The organism is Streptomyces sp. NBC_01275 (genome assembly GCF_026340655.1).
GTDB lineage: Bacteria > Actinomycetota > Actinomycetes > Streptomycetales > Streptomycetaceae > Streptomyces.
The window spans coordinates 2,400,886-2,420,665 of record NZ_JAPEOZ010000001.1 but is presented as its reverse complement, the minus strand read 5'-3'; the positions used below and the strand labels follow the sequence as shown (position 1 = coordinate 2,420,665).

Annotated in this window: 19 protein-coding genes and 1 riboswitch; of the genes, 15 read left to right on the top strand and 4 right to left on the bottom strand. The window is 69.6% G+C overall.

Features of this window, described 5'->3' with window-relative positions; genetic code table 11:
- The first annotated feature begins 80 nt into the window (after positions 1-80).
- From coxB to OG562_RS10425, 4 genes are all read left to right on the top strand, one after another.
- Entirely contained in the window at positions 81-1,040 is a 960-nt protein-coding gene (gene coxB / locus OG562_RS10440; RefSeq protein ID WP_266396085.1) for a cytochrome c oxidase subunit II, read from the top strand.
- Entirely contained in the window at positions 1,037-2,773 is a 1,737-nt protein-coding gene (ctaD, locus tag OG562_RS10435) for a cytochrome c oxidase subunit I (RefSeq protein WP_266396083.1), read from the top strand. Before coxB ends, ctaD begins: the two co-directional genes overlap by 4 nt.
- On the top strand, positions 2,770-3,168 hold the full coding sequence (locus OG562_RS10430) for a cytochrome c oxidase subunit 4 (protein WP_266396081.1): 399 nt from the start codon (positions 2,770-2,772) through the stop codon (positions 3,166-3,168). Before ctaD ends, OG562_RS10430 begins: the two co-directional genes overlap by 4 nt.
- Positions 3,169-3,321: 153 nt before the next feature.
- Positions 3,322-4,578, top strand: coding sequence for an Ig-like domain-containing protein (locus OG562_RS10425; RefSeq protein WP_266396079.1), 1,257 nt, complete (start codon positions 3,322-3,324; stop codon positions 4,576-4,578).
- 185 nt (positions 4,579-4,763) lie between these two features.
- On the opposite strand, the gene OG562_RS10420 is transcribed toward OG562_RS10425, so the two are convergent.
- Positions 4,764-5,168 carry a hypothetical protein gene (locus OG562_RS10420; RefSeq protein WP_266396078.1) on the bottom strand — a complete coding sequence of 135 codons (405 nt, stop codon included), beginning with the start codon at positions 5,166-5,168 and terminating at the stop codon, positions 4,764-4,766.
- Positions 5,169-5,357: 189 nt separating this feature from the next.
- On the opposite strand from OG562_RS10420, the gene OG562_RS10415 reads away from it, so the two are divergent.
- The 6 genes from OG562_RS10415 (at position 5,358) to OG562_RS10390 (ending at position 12,506) form a co-directional block, all read left to right on the top strand.
- Positions 5,358-5,978, top strand: a complete 621-nt coding sequence (locus tag OG562_RS10415) for a heme-copper oxidase subunit III (protein WP_266396076.1) — start codon at positions 5,358-5,360, stop codon at positions 5,976-5,978.
- A gap of 61 nt (positions 5,979-6,039) precedes the next feature.
- Positions 6,040-6,852 carry a c-type cytochrome gene (locus OG562_RS10410; protein ID WP_266396075.1) on the top strand — a complete coding sequence of 271 codons (813 nt, stop codon included), beginning with the start codon at positions 6,040-6,042 and terminating at the stop codon, positions 6,850-6,852.
- Positions 6,849-7,922 carry a ubiquinol-cytochrome c reductase iron-sulfur subunit gene (locus OG562_RS10405; protein WP_266396074.1) on the top strand — a complete coding sequence of 358 codons (1,074 nt, stop codon included), beginning with the start codon at positions 6,849-6,851 and terminating at the stop codon, positions 7,920-7,922. The genes OG562_RS10410 and OG562_RS10405 overlap by 4 nt, the downstream gene beginning before the upstream one ends.
- Positions 7,919-9,556 carry a cytochrome bc complex cytochrome b subunit gene (locus OG562_RS10400; protein WP_266396072.1) on the top strand — a complete coding sequence of 546 codons (1,638 nt, stop codon included), beginning with the start codon at positions 7,919-7,921 and terminating at the stop codon, positions 9,554-9,556. Before OG562_RS10405 ends, OG562_RS10400 begins: the two co-directional genes overlap by 4 nt.
- Positions 9,557-9,707: 151 nt before the next feature.
- Positions 9,708-10,772, top strand: coding sequence for an anthranilate phosphoribosyltransferase (trpD, locus tag OG562_RS10395; RefSeq protein ID WP_266396070.1), 1,065 nt, complete (start codon positions 9,708-9,710; stop codon positions 10,770-10,772).
- A gap of 75 nt (positions 10,773-10,847) precedes the next feature.
- A riboswitch (SAM riboswitch) is annotated at positions 10,848-10,964 on the top strand.
- Positions 10,965-11,129: 165 nt separating this feature from the next.
- On the top strand, positions 11,130-12,506 hold the full coding sequence (locus OG562_RS10390) for an aminotransferase class V-fold PLP-dependent enzyme (protein ID WP_266396069.1): 1,377 nt from the start codon (positions 11,130-11,132) through the stop codon (positions 12,504-12,506).
- Positions 12,507-12,521: 15 nt separating this feature from the next.
- Here the strand turns inward: OG562_RS10390 and OG562_RS10385 are convergent, their stop codons facing one another.
- Together OG562_RS10385 and OG562_RS10380 are read right to left on the bottom strand one after the other, a co-directional pair.
- Positions 12,522-12,800, bottom strand: a complete 279-nt coding sequence (locus tag OG562_RS10385; protein ID WP_266396068.1) for an Lrp/AsnC family transcriptional regulator — start codon at positions 12,798-12,800, stop codon at positions 12,522-12,524.
- Between the two features lie 42 nt (positions 12,801-12,842).
- Positions 12,843-13,595: a rhomboid family intramembrane serine protease gene (locus tag OG562_RS10380; protein ID WP_266396067.1), complete on the bottom strand. Its 753-nt coding sequence runs from the start codon at positions 13,593-13,595 to the stop codon at positions 12,843-12,845.
- 172 nt (positions 13,596-13,767) lie between these two features.
- On the opposite strand from OG562_RS10380, the gene OG562_RS10375 reads away from it, so the two are divergent.
- The 5 genes from OG562_RS10375 (at position 13,768) to OG562_RS10355 (ending at position 19,173) form a co-directional block, all read left to right on the top strand.
- Entirely contained in the window at positions 13,768-14,007 is a 240-nt protein-coding gene (locus OG562_RS10375) for a hypothetical protein (protein WP_093773279.1), read from the top strand.
- 38 nt (positions 14,008-14,045) lie between these two features.
- On the top strand, positions 14,046-15,389 hold the full coding sequence (locus tag OG562_RS10370) for an NYN domain-containing protein (RefSeq protein ID WP_266396066.1): 1,344 nt from the start codon (positions 14,046-14,048) through the stop codon (positions 15,387-15,389).
- Between the two features lie 220 nt (positions 15,390-15,609).
- Entirely contained in the window at positions 15,610-16,650 is a 1,041-nt protein-coding gene (locus OG562_RS10365; RefSeq protein ID WP_266396064.1) for an NlpC/P60 family protein, read from the top strand.
- A 248-nt stretch (positions 16,651-16,898) separates the two neighbouring features.
- Positions 16,899-17,921, top strand: a complete 1,023-nt coding sequence (locus tag OG562_RS10360) for an NlpC/P60 family protein (RefSeq protein WP_266396062.1) — start codon at positions 16,899-16,901, stop codon at positions 17,919-17,921.
- 40 nt (positions 17,922-17,961) lie between these two features.
- Positions 17,962-19,173: a hypothetical protein gene (locus OG562_RS10355; RefSeq protein ID WP_266396061.1), complete on the top strand. Its 1,212-nt coding sequence runs from the start codon at positions 17,962-17,964 to the stop codon at positions 19,171-19,173.
- A gap of 52 nt (positions 19,174-19,225) precedes the next feature.
- On the opposite strand, the gene OG562_RS10350 is transcribed toward OG562_RS10355, so the two are convergent.
- The gene (locus OG562_RS10350) at positions 19,226-19,756 is read right to left on the bottom strand and encodes a PadR family transcriptional regulator (RefSeq protein WP_266396059.1); all 531 of its coding nucleotides are present in this window, start codon (positions 19,754-19,756) and stop codon (positions 19,226-19,228) included.
- Positions 19,757-19,780: the final 24 nt, after the last annotated feature.

Genomic DNA, 19,780 nt, shown 5'->3' with positions numbered 1-19,780 from the left:
CTGCCCGACGCAGGGCGGCGACCGACCACCGAGAAGGCCGCAGCCAATCCGCGCGGGCGAGACTCTCGGGAAGGCGCTACGTGAGTCCCAACGGCTCCGACCGCTCGCCGCGGCGCCCGATGCGGCGGAAGCTGCTGCAGGCAATGACCGCGGGCCTGGTCCTGGCGACCGCCACCGGTTGCACATACAAGGACTTCCCCCGCCTTGGCATGCCCACCCCCACCACGGAAGAGGCTCCGCGGATCCTCTCCCTGTGGCAGGGCTCATGGGCCGCCGCGCTGGCCACCGGCGTGCTGGTGTGGGGCCTGATCCTGTGGAGCACCTTCTTCCACCGGCGCAGCCGCACGAAGGTCGAGGTACCCCCGCAGACCCGGTACAACATGCCCATCGAGGCGTTGTACACGGTGGTACCGATCATCATCGTCTCGGTGCTGTTCTACTTCACCGCCCGCGACGAGTCGAAGCTCCTGAGCCTCGACAAGAAGCCCGACGTCACGGTCAACGTGGTCGGCTTCCAGTGGAGCTGGTGCTTCAACTACATCGAGAGCGTCGACGGTTCCACCGGCGACGCGAAGACCGACGAGAACCTGGCCGCGATCCCGGACCGGTTCAAGGCGGACTTCCCGGACAACGCGGGCGGCGTCTACACCTGCGGCACCCCCAGCGAGCGGAACCCGCAGACCGGCAACCCGGGCCCGACCCTCTGGCTCCCCGAGGGCAAGACGGTCCGCTTCGTCCTCACCTCGCGTGACGTCATCCACTCCTTCTGGGTGGTGCCGTTCCTGATGAAGATGGACGTCATCCCGGGCCACACCAACTCCTTCCAGGTGACCCCCAACAAGGAGGGCACCTTCCTGGGCAAGTGCGCCGAGCTCTGCGGCGTCGACCACTCCCGGATGCTGTTCAACGTGAAGGTCGTCTCCCCCGAGCGCTACGAGCAGCACCTCAAGGACCTCGCCAAGAAGGGGCAGACCGGTTACGTTCCCGCGGGCATCGAGCAGACCGCCCATGAGAAGAACCGGGAGACGAACAACCTGTGAGCATCCTCAACGAACCCCAGGGTGCCGCGGCAGCTGAAGACTCCTACGAGAATGAGCTGCCGGTCCGGCGCAAGCAGCCCGGTAACGTCGTGATCAAGTGGCTCACCACCACCGACCACAAGACCATCGGTACGTTGTACCTGGTCACGTCGTTCGCGTTCTTCTGCATCGGCGGCGTCATGGCGCTCTTCATGCGCGCCGAGCTCGCCCGACCCGGTCTGCAGATCATGTCGAACGAGCAGTTCAACCAGGCGTTCACGATGCACGGCACGATCATGCTGCTGATGTTCGCGACGCCGCTGTTCGCGGGCTTCGCGAACTGGATCATGCCGCTGCAGATCGGCGCGCCCGACGTCGCCTTCCCGCGACTGAACATGTTCGCCTACTGGCTGTACCTGTTCGGCTCGCTCATCGCCGTCGGCGGCTTCCTCACCCCCTCGGGTGCGGCCGACTTCGGCTGGTTCGCCTACTCCCCGCTGTCGGACGCGGTCCGCAGCCCGGGCATCGGCGCCGACATGTGGATCATGGGTCTGGCCTTCTCCGGCTTCGGCACGATCCTCGGCTCGGTCAACTTCATCACCACGATCATCTGCATGCGCGCTCCCGGCATGACGATGTTCCGCATGCCGATCTTCGTGTGGAACGTCCTGCTGACCGGTGTCCTCGTCCTGCTGGCGTTCCCGGTCCTGGCCGCCGCGCTGTTCGCCCTGGAGGCGGACCGCAAGTTCGGCGCCCATGTCTTCGACGCGGCCAACGGCGGCGCACTGTTGTGGCAACACCTCTTCTGGTTCTTCGGCCATCCAGAGGTGTACATCATCGCGCTGCCGTTCTTCGGAATCATTTCCGAAGTGATCCCGGTGTTCTCCCGAAAGCCGATGTTCGGCTACATGGGCCTGATCGCCGCGACCATCTCCATCGCCGGTCTGTCCGTGACCGTGTGGGCGCACCACATGTACGTCACCGGCGGAGTGCTCCTGCCGTTCTTCTCCTTCATGACGTTCCTCATCGCCGTGCCGACGGGCGTGAAGTTCTTCAACTGGATCGGAACGATGTGGAAGGGGTCGTTGTCCTTCGAGACACCGATGCTCTGGGCCACCGGCTTCCTCATCACCTTCACCTTCGGCGGTCTGACCGGCGTCATCCTGGCCTCGCCGCCGATGGACTTCCACGTCTCCGACTCGTACTTCGTGGTGGCGCACTTCCACTACGTGGTCTTCGGCACCGTCGTCTTCGCGATGTTCTCCGGCTTCCACTTCTGGTGGCCGAAGATGACCGGCAAGATGCTCGACGAGCGCCTCGGCAAGGTCACCTTCTGGACGCTGTTCGTCGGCTTCCACGGCACCTTCCTGGTCCAGCACTGGCTGGGCGCCGAGGGCATGCCCCGTCGTTACGCGGACTACCTCGCGGCCGACGGCTTCACCGCCCTGAACACGATCTCGACGATCAGCTCCTTCGTCCTCGGCCTGTCCGTCCTGCCGTTCTTCTACAACGTCTGGAAGACGGCCAAGTACGGCAAGAAGGTCGAGGTCGACGACCCGTGGGGCTACGGCCGCTCACTGGAGTGGGCCACGTCCTGCCCGCCGCCGCGGCACAACTTCCTCACCCTGCCGCGGATCCGCAGTGAATCCCCGGCGTTCGACCTGCACCACCCGGAGATCGCCGCGCTCGAGCAGCTGGAACACGCCGGCCACGGCGCCAGCGCCATCTCGGGCAGCAAGGAGGCCGGCAAGTGAAGATCCAGGGCAAGATGTTCATCTGGCTGAGCGTCTTCGTCCTCGCCATGGCGGTTGTCTATGGCGTGTGGTCGAAGGAGCCGGCCGGCACCACGGCCCTCTTCCTGGCCTTCGGCCTGTGCATCATGATCGGCTTCTACCTGGGCTTCACCGCCCGGCGGGTCGACACCGGCGCACAGGACAACAAGGAGGCGGACGTCGCGGACGACGCCGGCGAGCTGGGCTTCTTCAGCCCGCACAGCTGGCAGCCGCTGTCCCTGGCCGTCGGCGGCGCCCTGGCCTTCCTGGGCGTGGCGGTCGGCTGGTGGCTGCTGTACTTCTCCGCGCCGCTGCTCCTGATCGGCCTGTGGGGCTGGGTCTTCGAGTACTACCGAGGCGAGAGCCGCACCCAGTAGGACCCGGCGGCGCCCCCAGTAACACGAGCTGAGCGCGACCAGAGCCCGGACACTCCGTCAGGAGGGTCCGGGCTCACGCTTTTGCCGTACATCGTGTCCTCCGTCCGTGTCACCCAGCGCGCCGCCGTTGACGTGGCTGCCCACCATGAAGTCATGAGCCACGAACCCCGCCCCCGCACCGTCGTCGGCTGCATCCTGCTGGTGATCGCCCTGGGCGCGGTCGCCAGCGCGTGCGGCTCGAACGGCAACCCGCTCTCCGCGCGCCCCTACGACGCGACGGACCAGATCTCCTTCAACGGCCCCAAGGGCGACGGCAAGAAGGCCGACCCGGACAAGCCTCTGGAAGTCACCGCGACGGACGACGACGAGCCCATCACGGACGTCATCGCCGTGGACGGCTCAGGACGCTACGTGGCCGGCGAACTCGCCGCCGACGGCAGCCGCTGGCACAGCACCGAGCCGCTCGCCGCCGACGCCCACTACACGGTCCGCGTGAGCACCGAGGACGACGACGGCGCCCCCGGCCGGCGGGTCCTCGCCTTCGACACGGGCAGGCCGACCGCCAAGAAGACCCTCACGGTCGAGTTCGGCCCCGACAAGGGCGAGTACGGCGTGGGCCAGCCGATCACCGCCAAGCTGAGCCGGCCCGTCAAGGACCCCGCCCAGCGGGCCGTCGTCGAACGGGCCCTCAAGGTCGACTCCACGCCCTCCGTGCAGGGCGCCTGGTACTGGGTGGACGACAAGGAGCTCCACTACCGCCCCAAGGAGTACTGGCCCGCCCACGCCGCCATCCGCGTCCACAGCAACCTGGACGGCATCAAGGTCGGCGACCGCCTGTGGGGCACCCGCACCAAGGACCTCAAGCTGACCATCGGCGAGCGGATCATCGCCGTGACGGACGCCTCCTCCCACTCCATGACGGTCTACAGGAACGACGAGGAGATCAACTCGATCCCCGTCACCACCGGCAAGCCCGGCTTCGAGACCCGCAACGGCGTCAAGGTCATCCTGGGCAAGGAGTACTTCGTACGGATGCGCGGCACCACGGTCGGCATCGCCGAGGGCTCCTCGGACTCCTACGACCTGCCCGTCTACTACGCCACCCGCGTCACCTGGAGCGGCGAGTACGTGCACGCCGCCCCCTGGTCGGTGGGCTCCCAGGGCTACGAGAACGTCAGCCACGGCTGCACCGGCATGAGCACGTCCAACGCCGAGTGGTTCTTCGACACCGTCCACCAGGGCGACGTCGTCAAGGTCGTCAACAGCTACGGCGACACGATGGAGACCTTCGGCAACGGCTTCGGCGACTGGAACCTGGCCTGGGACAAGTGGCGCGACGGCAGCGCCCTGACCGGCGGCAAGCAGCAGCCGGCCCAGGAACCCTCCCGTCTGCGTCCCGAGAGCGTCTGACAGCCCCTGAGGGCATCTGACAGACGGCCCTGGGGCGATCCGGGCGATCCTGGGGGCGGCGAAGCCCCCAGGAGGCCCAGGAGGCCCAGGAGGCCCAGGAGGCCCAGGGGGCCAGGCTCAGGAGACCAGGGAGACCAGGGAGACCAGGGAGACCAGGGAGACCAGGGAGGCGCGGAGGCGCGCTCCTAGGCGCTCTGCTGCAGCCTCTTCTTGCGCAGCAGAGCGGCCAGCGCCCCCGCGAACTCCACGGGCTCCACAGGCAGCGTCACAGCCGCGTCGGCGCGGCTCCACGTGGCCAGCCAGGCATCCTGGGGCCGCCCGATGAGCACCAGCACCGGCGGGCAGTCGAACACCTCGTCCTTGATCTGCCGGCACAGCCCCATGCCCCCCATGGGCACGGACTCCCCGTCCAGCACGCAGACGTCGATCCCGCCCCGGTCCAGCTCCGTCAGCACGGCGGCGGGTGTGGCGCACTCCAGGAACTCCACCACGGGCACGTCCGGAGCGGGCCTGCGCCCGGTCGCCAGCCTCACCTGCTCGCGGGTGTTGGAGTCGTCGCTGTAGACCAGCACCGTGACGGTCGACCGCATGCTTCCTCCGTGACATCAGCGTCGTACGGACATGAGACGGGCGGAGCCCATGCGGCGGATGCTACTCCCTTGGACACCCCGCCAACACCGCTTGGAACACCACTTCGATGGGCCATACGGGCACTACACGACGTGCGAACACTCCGAACGGCACCCCCCGGAGTGAGGGCGGGATAAGCGACCGACATAATGTCGGTCGTGGCGACAGCAACGACAGTAGAAACCGGGCACGCGCACCCGTCGGTCAATCGGCCGAACCTCACCAGCGTCGGAACCATCATCTGGCTGAGCTCCGAGCTGATGTTCTTCGCGGCCCTCTTCGCGATGTACTTCACCCTGCGATCGGTGACGGGTCCTGATCACTGGAAGGAGATGGCCGAGTCCCTGAACTTCCCGTTCTCGGCCACGAACACCACGATCCTGGTGCTCTCCTCCTTCACCTGCCAGATGGGCGTCTTCGCCGCCGAGCGAGGTGATGTCAAGAAGCTCCGGTCGTGGTTCATCGCCACGTTCATCATGGGAGCGATCTTCATCGGCGGTCAGATCTTCGAGTACACCGAGCTGGTGAAGAAGGACGGGCTCTCGCTCTCCTCCGACCCGTACGGCTCGGTGTTCTACCTGACGACCGGCTTCCACGGCATGCACGTGACGGGCGGCCTCATCGCCTTCCTGTTCGTCCTCGGACGCACCTATGCGGCCAAGAGGTTCACCCACGAGCAGGCGACCGCGGCCATTGTCGTGTCCTACTACTGGCACTTCGTCGATGTCGTCTGGATCGGCCTCTTCGCCACGATCTACATGATCAAGTAGCCGGGCCCGCTCCCGCACATCGCAAGCATCGACGCAGAAGATCCTGACACCGGGGTAATCCGTGAAAAAGCTCTCCGCACGACGACGCCATCCGCTGGCGGCGCTCGTCGTCCTACTCCTCGCGCTGGCATGCACAGGGGGGCTGTACGCCGCGTTCGCGCCCGCGAGCAAGGCGCAGGCTGATGAAACAGCCCAGTCCCTGGCCATCGACGAGGGCAAGAAGCTCTTCGCCGTAGGCTGCGCCAGCTGCCACGGCACCGGCGGTCAGGGCAGCTCCGACGGTCCCAGCCTGGTCGGCGTGGGCGCCGCGGCCGTCGACTTCCAGGTCGGCTCCGGACGCATGCCGGCGGCCACCTCCCAGGGCGCCCAGGTGCCCGCGAAGAAGAACATCTACTCGCAGGCCGAGATCGACCAGCTCGCCGCGTACGTCGCCTCCCTGGGCGCCGGCCCGTCCGTCCCGACCGAGGCCCAGTACGGCTCGGAGGGCGCGGACATCGCCAAGGGCGGTGAGCTGTTCCGCACCAACTGCGCGCAGTGCCACAACTTCACCGGCAAGGGCGGCGCCCTCACCAAGGGCAAGTACGCTCCGACCCTCGAGGACGTGGACCCGAAGCACATCTACGAGGCCATGCAGACCGGCCCGCAGAACATGCCGTCCTTCCCCGACACCACGCTGTCGGAGCAGAACAAGAAGGACATCATCGCGTACCTGCACGCGGTCAACAGCGACGAGACGAACAACCCCGGTGGTCTGGAGCTGGGCGGCCTCGGGCCGGTCAGTGAGGGCCTGTTCTCCTGGATCTTCGGCCTCGGCGCCCTGATCGCGGTCGCCGTCTGGGTCGCCGCTCGGACCGCAAAGGCCAAGAAGTCATGAGTAGCCAAGACATTCCAGAAGAGAACCTGCCGGCTGAGCAGTCCGCAGGACACCACGAGCACGGGCCCGGCTCCCTGGCCGTGGCGGACGAGAAGAACCCGTTCGCCGACCCCGGCCTGCCGCCCCACGAGCACCGCGTCCAGGACATCGACGAGCGGGCCGCCAAGCGGTCCGAGCGTGCGGTCGCCTTCCTGTTCACGTTGTCGATGCTGGCCACGGTCGGCTTCATCGCCTCGTACGTCGCCATCCCCGCCGACAAGTCGATCTTCGTCTTCCCGATCGGCCACCTCAGCGCGCTGAACTTCGCGCTGGGTCTGACGCTGGGCACGGCGCTGTTCACCATCGGCGCCGGCGCGGTCCACTGGGCCCGCACGCTGATGTCGGACGAGGAGGTCGCCGACGAGCGCCACGCGATCGCCGCGTCCCCCGAGGTCCGGGCGAAGGTCCACGCGGACTTCAAGCAGGGCGCCAAGGAATCGGCGCTCGGTCGGCGCAAGCTGATCCGCAACACGATGTTCGGCGCGCTCAGCCTGGTGCCGCTCTCCGGTGTCGTGCTGCTGCGCGACCTCGGTCCGCTGCCCGAGGACAAGATGCGTCACACGCTGTGGGCCAAGGGCAAGCTCCTCGTCAACATGAACACGAACGAGCCGCTGCGTCCCGCGGACGTCGCCGTCGGTTCGCTCACCTTCGCCAAGCCCGAGGGCCTGGAGGAGCACGACGAGGAGTTCCAGAACGAGATCGCCAAGGCGGCCCTGATGATCGTCCGGCTCCAGCCGGAGGACATCAAGGACAAGCAGGAACTCGACTGGTCCTACCAGGGCATCGTGGCGTACTCGAAGATCTGCACCCACGTCGGCTGCCCGATCTCCCTGTACGAGCAGCAGACGCACCACGTGCTGTGCCCGTGCCACCAGTCCACCTTCGACCTCTCCGACGGCGCCAAGGTCATCTTCGGCCCGGCCGGTCACGCCCTGCCGCAGCTGCGCATCGGCGTGAACGACGAGGGCTACCTCGAGGCGCTCGGCGACTTCGAAGAGCCCGTCGGTCCTGCATTCTGGGAGCGCGGATGAGCACCAACGAGAGCACCGAGACGCGCGAGCGCGGCAAGGCGCCGGCCGGCGAACGCATCGCCGACTGGGCCGACGGCCGGCTGGGGATCTACTCCCTGGCCAAGGCCAACATGCGCAAGATCTTCCCCGACCACTGGTCGTTCATGCTGGGCGAGATCTGCCTCTACAGCTTCATCATCATCATCCTGACGGGTGTGTATCTGACGCTGTTCTTCCACCCGTCGATGAACGAGGTGGAGTACCACGGCAGCTACGTCCCGCTCCAGGGACAGCTGATGTCCGAGGCGTTCAGCTCGACCCTGCACATCTCCTTCGACGTGCGCGGCGGTCTGCTCATCCGGCAGATCCACCACTGGGCGGCGCTGATCTTCCTCGCCGGCATGTTCGTGCACATGATGCGCGTGTTCTTCACGGGCGCGTTCCGCAAGCCGCGCGAGGTCAACTGGCTGTTCGGCTTCCTGCTGTTCGTCCTGGGCATGTTCACCGGCTTCACCGGCTACTCGCTCCCGGACGACCTGCTCTCCGGCACCGGCGTCCGCTTCACCCAGGGCGCGATCCTGTCGATGCCGATCGTCGGCACGTACATCTCGATGTTCCTGTTCGGCGGGGAGTTCCCGGGCCACGACTTCGTGGCGCGGTTCTACTCGATCCACATCCTGCTGCTGCCGGGCATCATGCTCGGCCTGGTGGTCGGCCACCTGATCCTGGTCTTCTACCACAAGCACACGCAGTTCGCGGGTCCCGGCAAGACCAACAAGAACGTCGTCGGCATGCCGCTGCTGCCGGTGTACATGGCGAAGGCCGGAGGCTTCTTCTTCCTGGTCTTCGGCGTCATCGCGGTCATCGCGGCCGTCGCGCAGATCAACCCGATCTGGGCCATGGGCCCCTACCGTCCGGACCAGGTGTCGACCGGCGCCCAGCCCGACTGGTACATGGGCTTCGCCGAGGGTCTCATCCGGTTCATGCCGGGCTGGGAGATCAACATCTGGGGTCACACGCTCGTCCTGGGCGTGTTCATCCCGCTGGTCCTCTTCGGCGTGGTCCTGGGCGCGCTGGCGGCCTACCCGTTCATCGAGGCCTGGATCACCGGCGACAAGCGCGAGCACCACATCCTGGACCGTCCGCGCAACGCCCCGACGCGCACCGCGCTCGGCGTCGCCTGGGTCACGATGTACATGATCACGCTGGTCGGCGGCGGCAACGACCTGTGGGCCACGCACTTCCACCTGTCGATCAACTCGATCACCTGGTTCGTCCGGATCTTCTTCTTCGCCGGACCGGTCATCGCGTACATCGTCACCAAGCGGATCTGCCTCGGCCTGCAGCGCCGTGACCACGACAAGGTGCTGCACGGTCGTGAGACCGGCACCATCAAGCGGCTGCCGCACGGTGAGTACATCGAGATCCACGAGCCCCTCAGCCAGGAGCAGCTGCACACCCTCACCGCGCACGAGCAGTACGCGCCCGTCGCGATCGGCCCGACGGTCGACGAGAACGGCGTCGAGCGCAAGGTGACGGGCAAGGAGAAGCTGCGCGCCAAGATCAGCGGCGCGTACTTCGGCGAGGACCAGCAGATCCCGAAGCCCACTGTGGAGGAGTACAAGGAGATCACGAGCGGCCACGGCCACCACTGATCGCTGAGGCGTCGCCACGCCACAGGGAAGGGCCCCGTCCGATCTTCGGACGGGGCCCTTTGCCGTGCCTTCCGGCTGGATAGGGTGGGGTCGCACTCGTCCGCGAGTGCCGTCCGAGTTCCGAGTCCCGTACGACACCCAGGAGCAGCTCATGAGCGCTGTGACCCCCGCTGGAGGCGACACCGCGGCGGGCCGTTCCTGGCCCGACGTGCTGAACGCCCTGCTGTACGGCCGCGACCAGAGCGCCGACGCCACCTTCTGGGCGATGGACCAGATCATGCGCGGGGAGGCGACCGACGCGCAGATCGCCGGGTTCGTGGTGGCGCTGCGGGCCAAGGGGGAGACCGTCGAGGAGATCAACGGGCTCGTCCGGGCGATGTACGAGCACGCCAACGTGATCGAGGTGCCCGGCCGGACGGTCGACATCGTCGGCACGGGCGGCGACGGCGCGAAGACGGTGAACATCTCCACGATGTCCTCGATCGTCGTCGCCGGCACCGGCGCGAAGGTCGTCAAGCACGGCAACCGGGCCGCGTCCTCCGCGTCCGGCGCCTCGGACGTCCTGGAGCAGCTCGGCGTCAATCTGGACCTGACCCCGCAGCGGGTGGCCGAGGTCGCCGAGGAGGCCGGGATCACCTTCTGCTTCGCGGTCAAGTTCCACCCGGCGCTGCGTCACGCGGGCGCCGCGCGCGGCCAGTTGGGCATCCGTACGGTGTTCAACGCCCTCGGCCCGCTGACCAACCCGGCCAGGGTCAAGGCCCAGGCGGTGGGCGTCGCCGACCCGCGGATGGCGCCGATCATCGCCGGCGTGTTCGCCGAGCGCGGCAACTCCTCCCTGGTGTTCCGCGGCGACGACGGCTTCGACGAGCTGACCACCACGGCCACGTCCCGGGTGTGGGTGGTGCGCGACGGCAAGGTCGCCGAGGAGAGCTTCGACCCGCGGGACGTCGGCATCGAGCTGGTGCCGGTGGAGGCGCTGCGCGGCGCGGACCCGGCGTACAACGCGGCGGTCGCGCGCCGGCTGCTGGACGGCGAGCAGGGTGCGGTGCGGGACGCCGTGCTGCTGAACTCGGCGGCGGCCCTCGTGGCCCTCGACCCGGGCCCCGGGACGCTGGCCGAGCAGCTCGGGGACGGCATGGTCAGGGCGGCGGAGTCGATCGACTCGGGCGCGGCGAAGCGGGCGCTGGAGCGCTGGGCGGCGGCCAGCAACGCGTAACACGACTGGAGGGGCGTCCCGCGATCCGGACACGGGTTGCGGGACGTCGATCACTTCACGTACGTTCCTGTGTCAGGTCATGAGTGACAGTCATGAGGCCCCGGCCGACTGTCCGGCAACCCTCCGTCCGTGGCGGGGTGCCCCGGGTGAAGACCAGGCTGTGGGCAGCGAGGTCCACGGCAAGCGCGGGCCCCTCGAAAGACACCAGGGGTCCTGGTCATCGAGGGAGCCTTCCGTGAGCAAGCGAATGCGATAGGGCGTAGAGCCCCGCCTCCGCACACCCCTTTCACCTTCCTCCGTGCTTGAGCCACGCGTGCTCGTACGGCGGTTCCGCCTTGCTTCTCACGGGAGTGCCCCATGTCCGTCTCCACCGCTGCCGCCGCCCAGACCGTTTGTGCGCCTCTGCCCGTTCTCGGACGAGATGTCACCGTGCCGCTCGTCACCGGCGGCGAGGTCGCCTACGCGGCGCTCGACTACGCGGCCAGCGCCCCCGCCCTCCAGCGCGTCTGGGACGACGTGGCCGCCTACGCCCCGTACTACGGCAGCGTCCACCGCGGCGCCGGCTACCTCTCCCAGCTCTCCACGGACCTCTTCGAGAACGCCCGCCGCACGGTCGCCGAGTTCCTCGACTGCCGGGCCGACGACCAGCTGGTCTTCACCCGCTCCACCACCGACTCCCTCAACCTCCTGGCCGCCGCGCTCCCCGCCGACTGCCAGGTCTTCGTCTTCGAGACCGAGCACCACGCCTCGCTGCTGCCGTGGAAGGACGCGCGGGTCACCTACCTCGACGCCCCGCGCAGCCCGCGCCAGGCCGTCGAGACCCTGGAGCGCGCCCTCGCCGCCCGCACTGTGTCTCTTGACGGGGGCTACGGCCCGGCCCTGGTCTGCGTCACCGGCGCCTCGAACGTCACCGGCGAGCTGTGGCCCGTACGGGAGCTGGCGGCGGCCGCGCACGCCCACGGCGCCCGGATCGTGCTGGACGCGGCCCAGCTGGCCCCGCACCACCCGGTGTCCGTCCAGGACCTGGACGTCGACTGGATCGCCTTCTCCGGGCACAAGCTGTACGCCCCCTTCGGCTCCGGCGTCCTGGCCGGGCGCGCCGACTGGCTGCGCGCGGCCGAGCCCTACCTCGCGGGCGGCGGCGCCAGCCGCAAGGTCACCCGGCGCGAGGACGGGGGAGTGGACGTCGAGTGGCACGACACCGCCGCCCGGCACGAGGCAGGCTCCCCGAACGTCATCGGCGCCTACTCCATCGCCTCGGCCTGCAAGGCCCTCACCGAGGCCGGCTTCGAGGCCCTGGTCGCCCGTGAGCGGCACCTGATCGAGAAGGTCCGCACGGGCCTCGCCGGGGTGCCCGAGGTCAGGATCCTGTCCCTCTTCGGGGACGACGCCCCCCGGGTCGGCGTGATCTCCTTCGTCGTCGAGGGCTGGAACAGCTCCCACTTCGCCGCGGCCCTCTCCGCGGAGTACGGCATCGGCGTGCGCGACGGCCTGTTCTGCGCCCACCCGCTGGTGCGCACCCTGCTGGGCGGGGACCCCCAGACCCAGGGCGAGTGCGGAGCCCCCGAGGCGGCGCCCGGCGAGAAGTCCCTGAACGCGATCCGCGTCAGCTTCGGCGCGGGAACGCCCGACGAGCACGTGGACCGCTTCGTCGCCGCGGTGCGGGAGCTGGTGAGCGACGGCGCGCGCTGGACGTACCGCACGCAGGACGGCCGCTGCGTCCCGGCGGTGTAGCCGTTCGGGGGCCGGCTACTCGAGGCCGATGGCGAACGCGGCCTCGAGGTCGTGCTGGGAGTAGGTGCGGAACGCCACGTGGGTGTCGGTCGCCTCGACCCCCGGGATCTTGCTGATGGACCCGGGGATGATCTCGGCGAGGTCCTCGTGCTGCTTGACCCGGACCATGGCGATCAGGTCGTACGTCCCGGTCACGGAGAACACCTCGCTCACGGAGTCCAGCGAGGCGATCGACTCCGCGATCTCGGGGATCCGGTCCACGCTGGTCTTGATGAGGACGATCGCGGTGATCACGGCTGGTTCTCTCCCTCGGGGGCCGGAGCTGGAGGTCTCACCCTACTCGCGGTCCGGTGGGCCTGTTCTTGCCGCCGGGGGTCCGGGGGGCGTCCCCCGGGAGGGCGCGGCATGGGGAGGACGAAAGCGGGCCCACGCGTAGCCGAGGCCCAGTCCGAAGCCCACCAGGTGGGCCAGATACGCCACCCCGGGCCCCTGGGAGGCCCGGCCCGCGGCCACCCACTGCAGGGCCGCCCAGAACGGCAGCACGACCCACGCGGGGAAGCGCAGCGGCAGGAAGAACAGGAACGGCAGGAGGCTGGTCACGCGTGCCCGGGGGAACAGGTAGAGGAACGCGCCGAGGACCGCTGAGATCGCCCCCGAGGCCCCGACCAGGGACTGCCCGGAGTCGGCGTTGGCGGCGGCGTAGCCCAGCAGGGCCAGGTAGCCGCAGCCGAGGTAGAACAGCGTGAACTGGACGCGGCCCATCCGGTGCTCGGTCATCGCCCCGAAGACGTAGAGGAAGAGCATGTTGCCCAGCAGGTGCACCCAGCTGCCGTGGACGAAGAGCGCGGTCGCGGGGGTCAGGGCGGCCCGCGGGGAGCCCTCGAAGAGCTCGGCGGGGACCACGCCCCAGCGGCGGAAGTAGGCCCGCTGCGCGGCCAGCAGCGCGTCGCCGGCGCCGTATGCCGGATTGAGGCCCGAGGCCGGGCCGATGACGAAGAGCAGACAGCACAGGGCGATCAGTCCGTACGTCACCGGCGCCGCGGGGGTCCGGATCGTCCTGCCGACGGTTCCGCTCCAGTTGCCGATCATGAACACAGAGCATGACGTAACGGGACGCATGGGAGCAGAGCGCCTCGCCGCCGTGGACGGATGGGCGGCGAGTACCCGCCAGGCCGTAGGGTTACGAGCCACACAGACGGGGGAGCCTCCGGCGCGACCCCCCACCGAAGGCACGACACTAGAAGGAAGCGGACAAGTCACGATGACGGTTCCCCTGCCGACCGCCGCGACGCGGTGGCGCTGCACCCTCTGCGGCAACCTCACGAGGTTCGACGTGACGCGCTCGTCGAAGGTCGTCGAGTACGTCCACCTCGACCTCGCGGGCGAGCCGAAGGTGGAGGAGCGCGAGGTGGTCAGTGAGACCATCGAGTCGGTGCGGTGCCGCTGGTGCAACGCCGTGGACCAGGTGGAACTAGTGGATCGGCCGGGCGCCGACTCCTGACGGAGGCGGCCCCGCACAGGCATTGTGGGGTGTGACGGATGGTGGAGAGCGCAGGCGGGGGGCCGGGCGACGGCGCCGCTGAGGTGCTCGACCGTCCGCTGCCCGACGGCGTGCGCCGCCGGGTCGTGCAGATCGTCTCCGACGGTTTCGGCGGGCTGACCGTCGGCGAACTGCCCGCGCAGCTGCGGCAGTACGCCCGCTTCGCGCCGAACCGCCGGGCCAAGTTCGCGGGCAACGCGATGGCGGCCGCGCTGGAGGGCGATCCGCTGTTCCGGCAGCGCATCGCCGAGAAGTTCAGAGAGGCCCAGCCGGAGCTCGCCGGCGCCCTCGACTCCGGCTCGCCGCCCCCGGCCGCGGACCCGCTCGACGTGGCGGCCGCGGCCTATGTGCTGCGCCCCGTCGGCTGGGTGAAGCTGGTGACCGCGGCCGGCGAGGAGGCCCAGCGGGCGGACGCCGAGCGCGCCGACGAGGAGACCCGGGCCGAACTGGAGGGCCTGCGTGAACAGCTCGGGCAGGCCCGGGAGCAGACCCGGGCCGAGACCGAGCGGCTGCGCGCCGAGCTGGACTCGGCGAAGAGGGAAGCGGAATCGCTTCACCGCAAGCTGCGCGCCGCTCTCAGCGACGTCAAGCGGGGCGAGGCGGCCCTGCGCAAGGTGCAGGCCGAGATGGAGGCCGTGCGCAACGAGGGTCAGATCCAGGTCTCGGCCGCCGAGAGCGAGAGCCGGCGGCTGAAGGCACGGCTCGGGGAGTCGGAGGCCGCCCTGGAGGCCGCCCGGCGGGCGGCCCGCGAGGGCCGCAGCGTCGAGGACATGCGCGTACGGCTGCTGCTCGACACGGTGCTCGAGGCGGCCCAGGGGCTGCGCCGGGAGCTGGCGTTGCCGCCGGTGTCGGTGCGGCCGGCGGAGACCGTGGACGCGGTCGAACCGGGACGGATGACCCCCAAGGACATCGCGGCGCGCGCTCTTTCGGAGAACGATCCGGCCATTCTCGATCAACTCCTGGCGCTTCCGCAGGCGCATCTGGTCGTCGACGGCTACAACGTCACCAAGACCGGCTATCCGCAGATGCCGCTGGAGAAGCAGCGGCTGCGGCTGCTCGGGCAGCTCTCGCAGCTCGCCGCGCAGACCGGCGCCGAGGTCACCTGCGTCTTCGACGGGGCCGAACTGCTCGCTCCGGTGCTGCTCGCGCCGCCGCGCGGCGTACGGGTGCTGTTCTCCAAGCCCGGAGTGACCGCCGACGAGCTGATCCGCCAGCTGGTGCGGGCCGAGCCGCCGGGCCGGCCGGTGATCGTCGCCTCGACCGACCGGGAGGTGGCCGACGGCATCGCCAAGGCGGGCGCCCGACCGGTGGCTTCTGCGGTACTCCTGAAGCGACTGTCCTGACTGTTCTAAACGTCAAGATCCAGGTTTAATGCCCGAATTGACGCGATCGTCACGCAACGTAGCGTCAATCGAGCATCACTGCATGTGAGTTGAGTATAAATACTGCGTTGCGTGACGGGTTTTTTTCGCCAGGGGATTTGAACTGATCACGGCGAGGTCACTAAGGTCTGGTGATCGAACCTCCACACGGGTGATCACTCAAAAGAAGGAGCCCGTCTCCGTGGCGTCCCACCGTCGACCGAAGCAGCCGAGTCGCGCACGCGTGACCGTGCTGACCACCGCAGCCGCCGCTGCCGTCGTTCTGAGCTCGCAGGCCGCCAATGCCGCGCCGAGCGAGAAGCTCAGCAAGGACGAGGTCAAGTCCAAGGTCGACAAGCTCTACGAAGAGGCGGAGCAGGCCACCGAGAAGTACGTGGGGGCCCGGGAGAAGCAGGAGAAGCTCCAGAAGGAGATCTCCACCATCCAGGACAACGTCGCCCGCGGCCAGGAGGAGCTCAACGAGCTGCGCGACTCCATGGGCCTGGCGGCCGCCGCCCAGTACCGCACGGGCAGCATCGACGCCTCCCTCCAGCTCTTCCTGTCGTCGAACCCGGACGACTACCTGGACAAGGCGTCCACCGCCGATCAGCTCAGCGCCCAGCAGGTCGAGGCGCTGAAGAAGATCCAGGAGAAGCAGCGCGAGCTCGCGCAGGAGCGCTCCGAGGCCTCCGACAAGCTCAAGGACCTCGCCTCCACCCGCACCGAACTGGGCAAGAAGAAGAAGGAAGTCCAGACCAAGCTCGCCGCCGCGCAGAAGCTCCTCAACTCGCTGACGGCGAAGGAGAAGGCGGCTCTGGCGGCCGAGCAGGACCGCGCGAGCCGCTCCTCCACCGAGCGGGTCGACCTCGGCGACACCGGCACCGCCTCCGGCCGGGCCGCCGCCGCCTTCTCCGCCGCCCAGTCCAAGATAGGCGTGCCCTACGTCTACGGCGCCTCCGGCCCGTCCTCCTTCGACTGCTCGGGCCTGACCTCCTGGGCCTACGCCCAGGCCGGCGTCTCCATACCGCGGACCTCGGAGTCCCAGGCCAACATAGGCACGCGCATCTACTCCACCAGCGACCTGAAGGTCGGCGACCTGGTGTTCTTCTTCAACGACCTGCACCACGTCGGCCTGTACGCCGGCAACGGCCAGATCCTGCACGCCCCGCGCACCGGCACGGTCGTCCGCTACGAGTCGATGAGCACGATCGGCGGACCCTTCATGTTCGGCGTCCGCGTCTGATCCTCCCCGGTGCCCGGATCCGGTGACGCCGGGTCCATCACTCCCACGGATCCGTTCCAAGATCAGGACACGACGCCGCCCGAACGGGCGAATCGCGACAACCAGAAGTGACCCCACGCCCCGCCGGTGACCTGCGTCAGCGGCGGGGCGTCACTTTGTGTGCCCGCCGAGGTCTTTGGTCACCCCCCTGACACGGGGCTACTGTCTGCCGCGTTTCCTGTCCGCCAGTGGAAGGAGCGCGGCTTCCCGTGGGGTCCCATCGCCGTCTTGCACCGTCCGGGTTCGACCGGGGCGCCGGCAGCGCCCTGTGCGTACTGTCCGCCGCGGCCGCCGCACTCGGCGCCCTGTCCGCCGTACCGGCCACGGCCGCGCCGCACGACGACACCCGGGCCGAGGTGGACCGGCTCTACGAGGAGGCCGAGCAGGCCACCGAGGCCTACAACCGGGCCGACGAGCGCGCCGACACCCTGCGCGAGCAGGTCGGCGACGCGCAGGACCACATCGCCCGGCAGCAGGAGCGCATCAACGGCCTGCGCGAGCAGCTCGGTTCGCTGGCCGGCGCCCAGTACCGCTCCGGGGGCCTCGACCCCTCGCTGGCGCTGCTGTTCTCCGACGACCCGGCCGACTACCTCGACAAGGCGTCCGTCCTCGATCGGATCACCGCCCACCAGGCCGGCGAACTGAGGGAGCTCCAGAGCGTGATGCGCGATCTCGCCCAGGAACGCGCCGAGGCCGCCGGCAAGCTCGCCGCTCTGGAGCAGAGCCGCAAGGCGGTCGTGAGCCACAAGCGGACGGTCGAGCAGAAGCTCGCCAAGGCCCGGCGCCTGCTCGACTCCCTGCCGTCCGCCGAGCGCGACGCCTATGACCGCGCCTCGCGCTCCGGCCGCTCCGAGATGCCCGACCCGGCAGGCGGCGTCCCCGCCTCGGGCCGTGCGGCCGCCGCCCTCGCCGCCGCCCGCTCCGCGCTCGGCAGGCCGTACGTGTGGGGCGCCAACGGCCCCACCGGGTTCGACTGTTCGGGCCTGATGCAGTGGTCGTACGCGCAGGCCGGGGTCTCCCTGCCGCGCACCTCGCAGGCGCAGGCGCACACCGGGCGGCGGGTCCCGCTCTCCCAGGCCCAGCCCGGCGACATCGTCACCTACCGCTCCGACGCCAGCCATGTCGGCATGTACGTCGGCAACGGCCAGGTCATCCACGCCCCCTACCCGGGCGCGCCGGTGCGCTACGACCCGGTCGGGATGATGCCGGTGTCCTCGGTGTCCAGGCCCTGACCGGAGCCCGCGCCGGGCCGCCGCCGTACGATCGTCGACGATGGCTGGTCGAAGGCGGGCGCGCGGATCCGGGGTCGGGGGGCTCTGTCTGCTGCTCGTCTGCGTGCTGTGCCTGTCCCTGACGGCGTGCGGCGCACGGCCCGCGGCCGACACCACGCGGGCCGACGTGCAGCGGGTGCTGGACCGGCGGGCCGCCGCCTTCCTCGGCCGGGACGCGCGCGGGTACGCGGCCACCGGCACGTCGGCCGGATACGCCGAGCCGGCGGCCGTGCCCCTGGCCGCCTGGTCCTACCGGGTGACCGCCGTGCACCGGGACGGCGACTCCGCCACCGCCGACGCCGAGCTGAGCTATCGCGTCGAGGGCTACGACAAGGCGCCGGTGACCGCGGACCGCGTCCTACGGCTGACCCGGGCCGCCGGCGCCGCCGGGAGCTGGTCCGTGGCCTCCGAGAAGCCCGCGCCCAAGGCCGGCCAGCAGTTGTGGGACCAGGGCACGGTGACGGCCGTGCGAGGCGCGCACAGCCTCGTCCTGGGGGTCGGACAGTCGCGCGCACGGCTGCGGTCCTTCGCGGAGCTGGCCGACGACGCGGTGCCGGCGGTGTCGGCGGCCTGGGGCACCGACTGGGCCGGGCACGTCGTCGTCCTGGTGCCGAAGTCGTTGGACGGCATGGCGGGACTGCTGGGCTCGCCCGCCTCCGCCTACCGCGGGATCGCCGCGGTCACCACCGGCGAGAGCGGCGGACCGGCCAGGGCCCCGGCGGACCGGGTCATCGTCAACCCCGACGCGTACGGCCTGCTCGGCGCGGTCGGCCGGCAGGTGGTCCTCACCCATGAGACCACCCATGTCGCCACCCGCGCCCACACCGATGCGGCCACCCCGCTGTGGCTGTCCGAGGGGTACGCCGACTGGGTCGGCTACCGAGGCACCGGGCGGACCCCGGGCGAGGTCGCCCCCGAACTCCAGCACACGGTCGCCGAGGGGAACGCCCCGGCGGAGCTGCCGACCGACGCCGACTTCGGCTTCACCGGGGACGCGGACCGGCTGGCCCGGGCGTACGAAGGCGGCTGGCTGGCCTGCCGACTGATCGCCGAGCGGTGGGGCGAGGTGAAGCTGGACGCCTTCTACCGGGCCGTCGGGGAGCACCAGGAGCGGGCCGGGGCGGTGGAGGACGCGACGAAGAGCGTGCTGGGCGTCTCCCTGGAGGACTTCACGGCGGACTGGCGGGACTACCTCGAGGCTCAACTCGGCTGAGCCGCCTCGGGGCTCGGGGTTCAGGCCTGCCTCAGGGGTCAGGCCTCGGGGCTCAGTCCTGCCGGGACAGCTGCTCGATCGCCTCCGTCAGCCATGCCCGCTCCGCCCGGCCCGTCGCCCGCGCGACCCGCAGCATGCCCTGCCGGAACAGGTCCTCCGTCTCCTCCACGCCCATGGGTCTGCCGTCGGCGTAGAAGAAGCTCGCCGGCGTCTGGAGGAAGTCCAGCCGGCGGCGCAGCACGGCCGCCTGCTGCTGTCGGTCGGGCAGCTGCCGTAGGAACGCCAGGACCGTGTTGAAGCGGACCTGGTCGGTGATCTCGGCCTGCTTGGGCCGGCGGAGCCGCTCCAAGAGGTCCTCGCGGCCGGTCTCGGTCAGGGACAGGACCCGGCGGGGGGCCGCGCTCGTCCCTTCCTCCGTGTGCTGGTCGAGCTTGCCCGCGGCGACCAGACGGGTGATCGCCGGGTAGAGCGCGCCGTCGCTGACCGGGCGGACATGGCCGCTGAGCGCCTTGATCCGCTCCTTCAACTCATAGCCGTGCAACGGCTCTTCGGCCAGGAAACCCAGGATCGACAGCTCCAGCATGTGTCCCCTTCGTGCTTCTCCTTG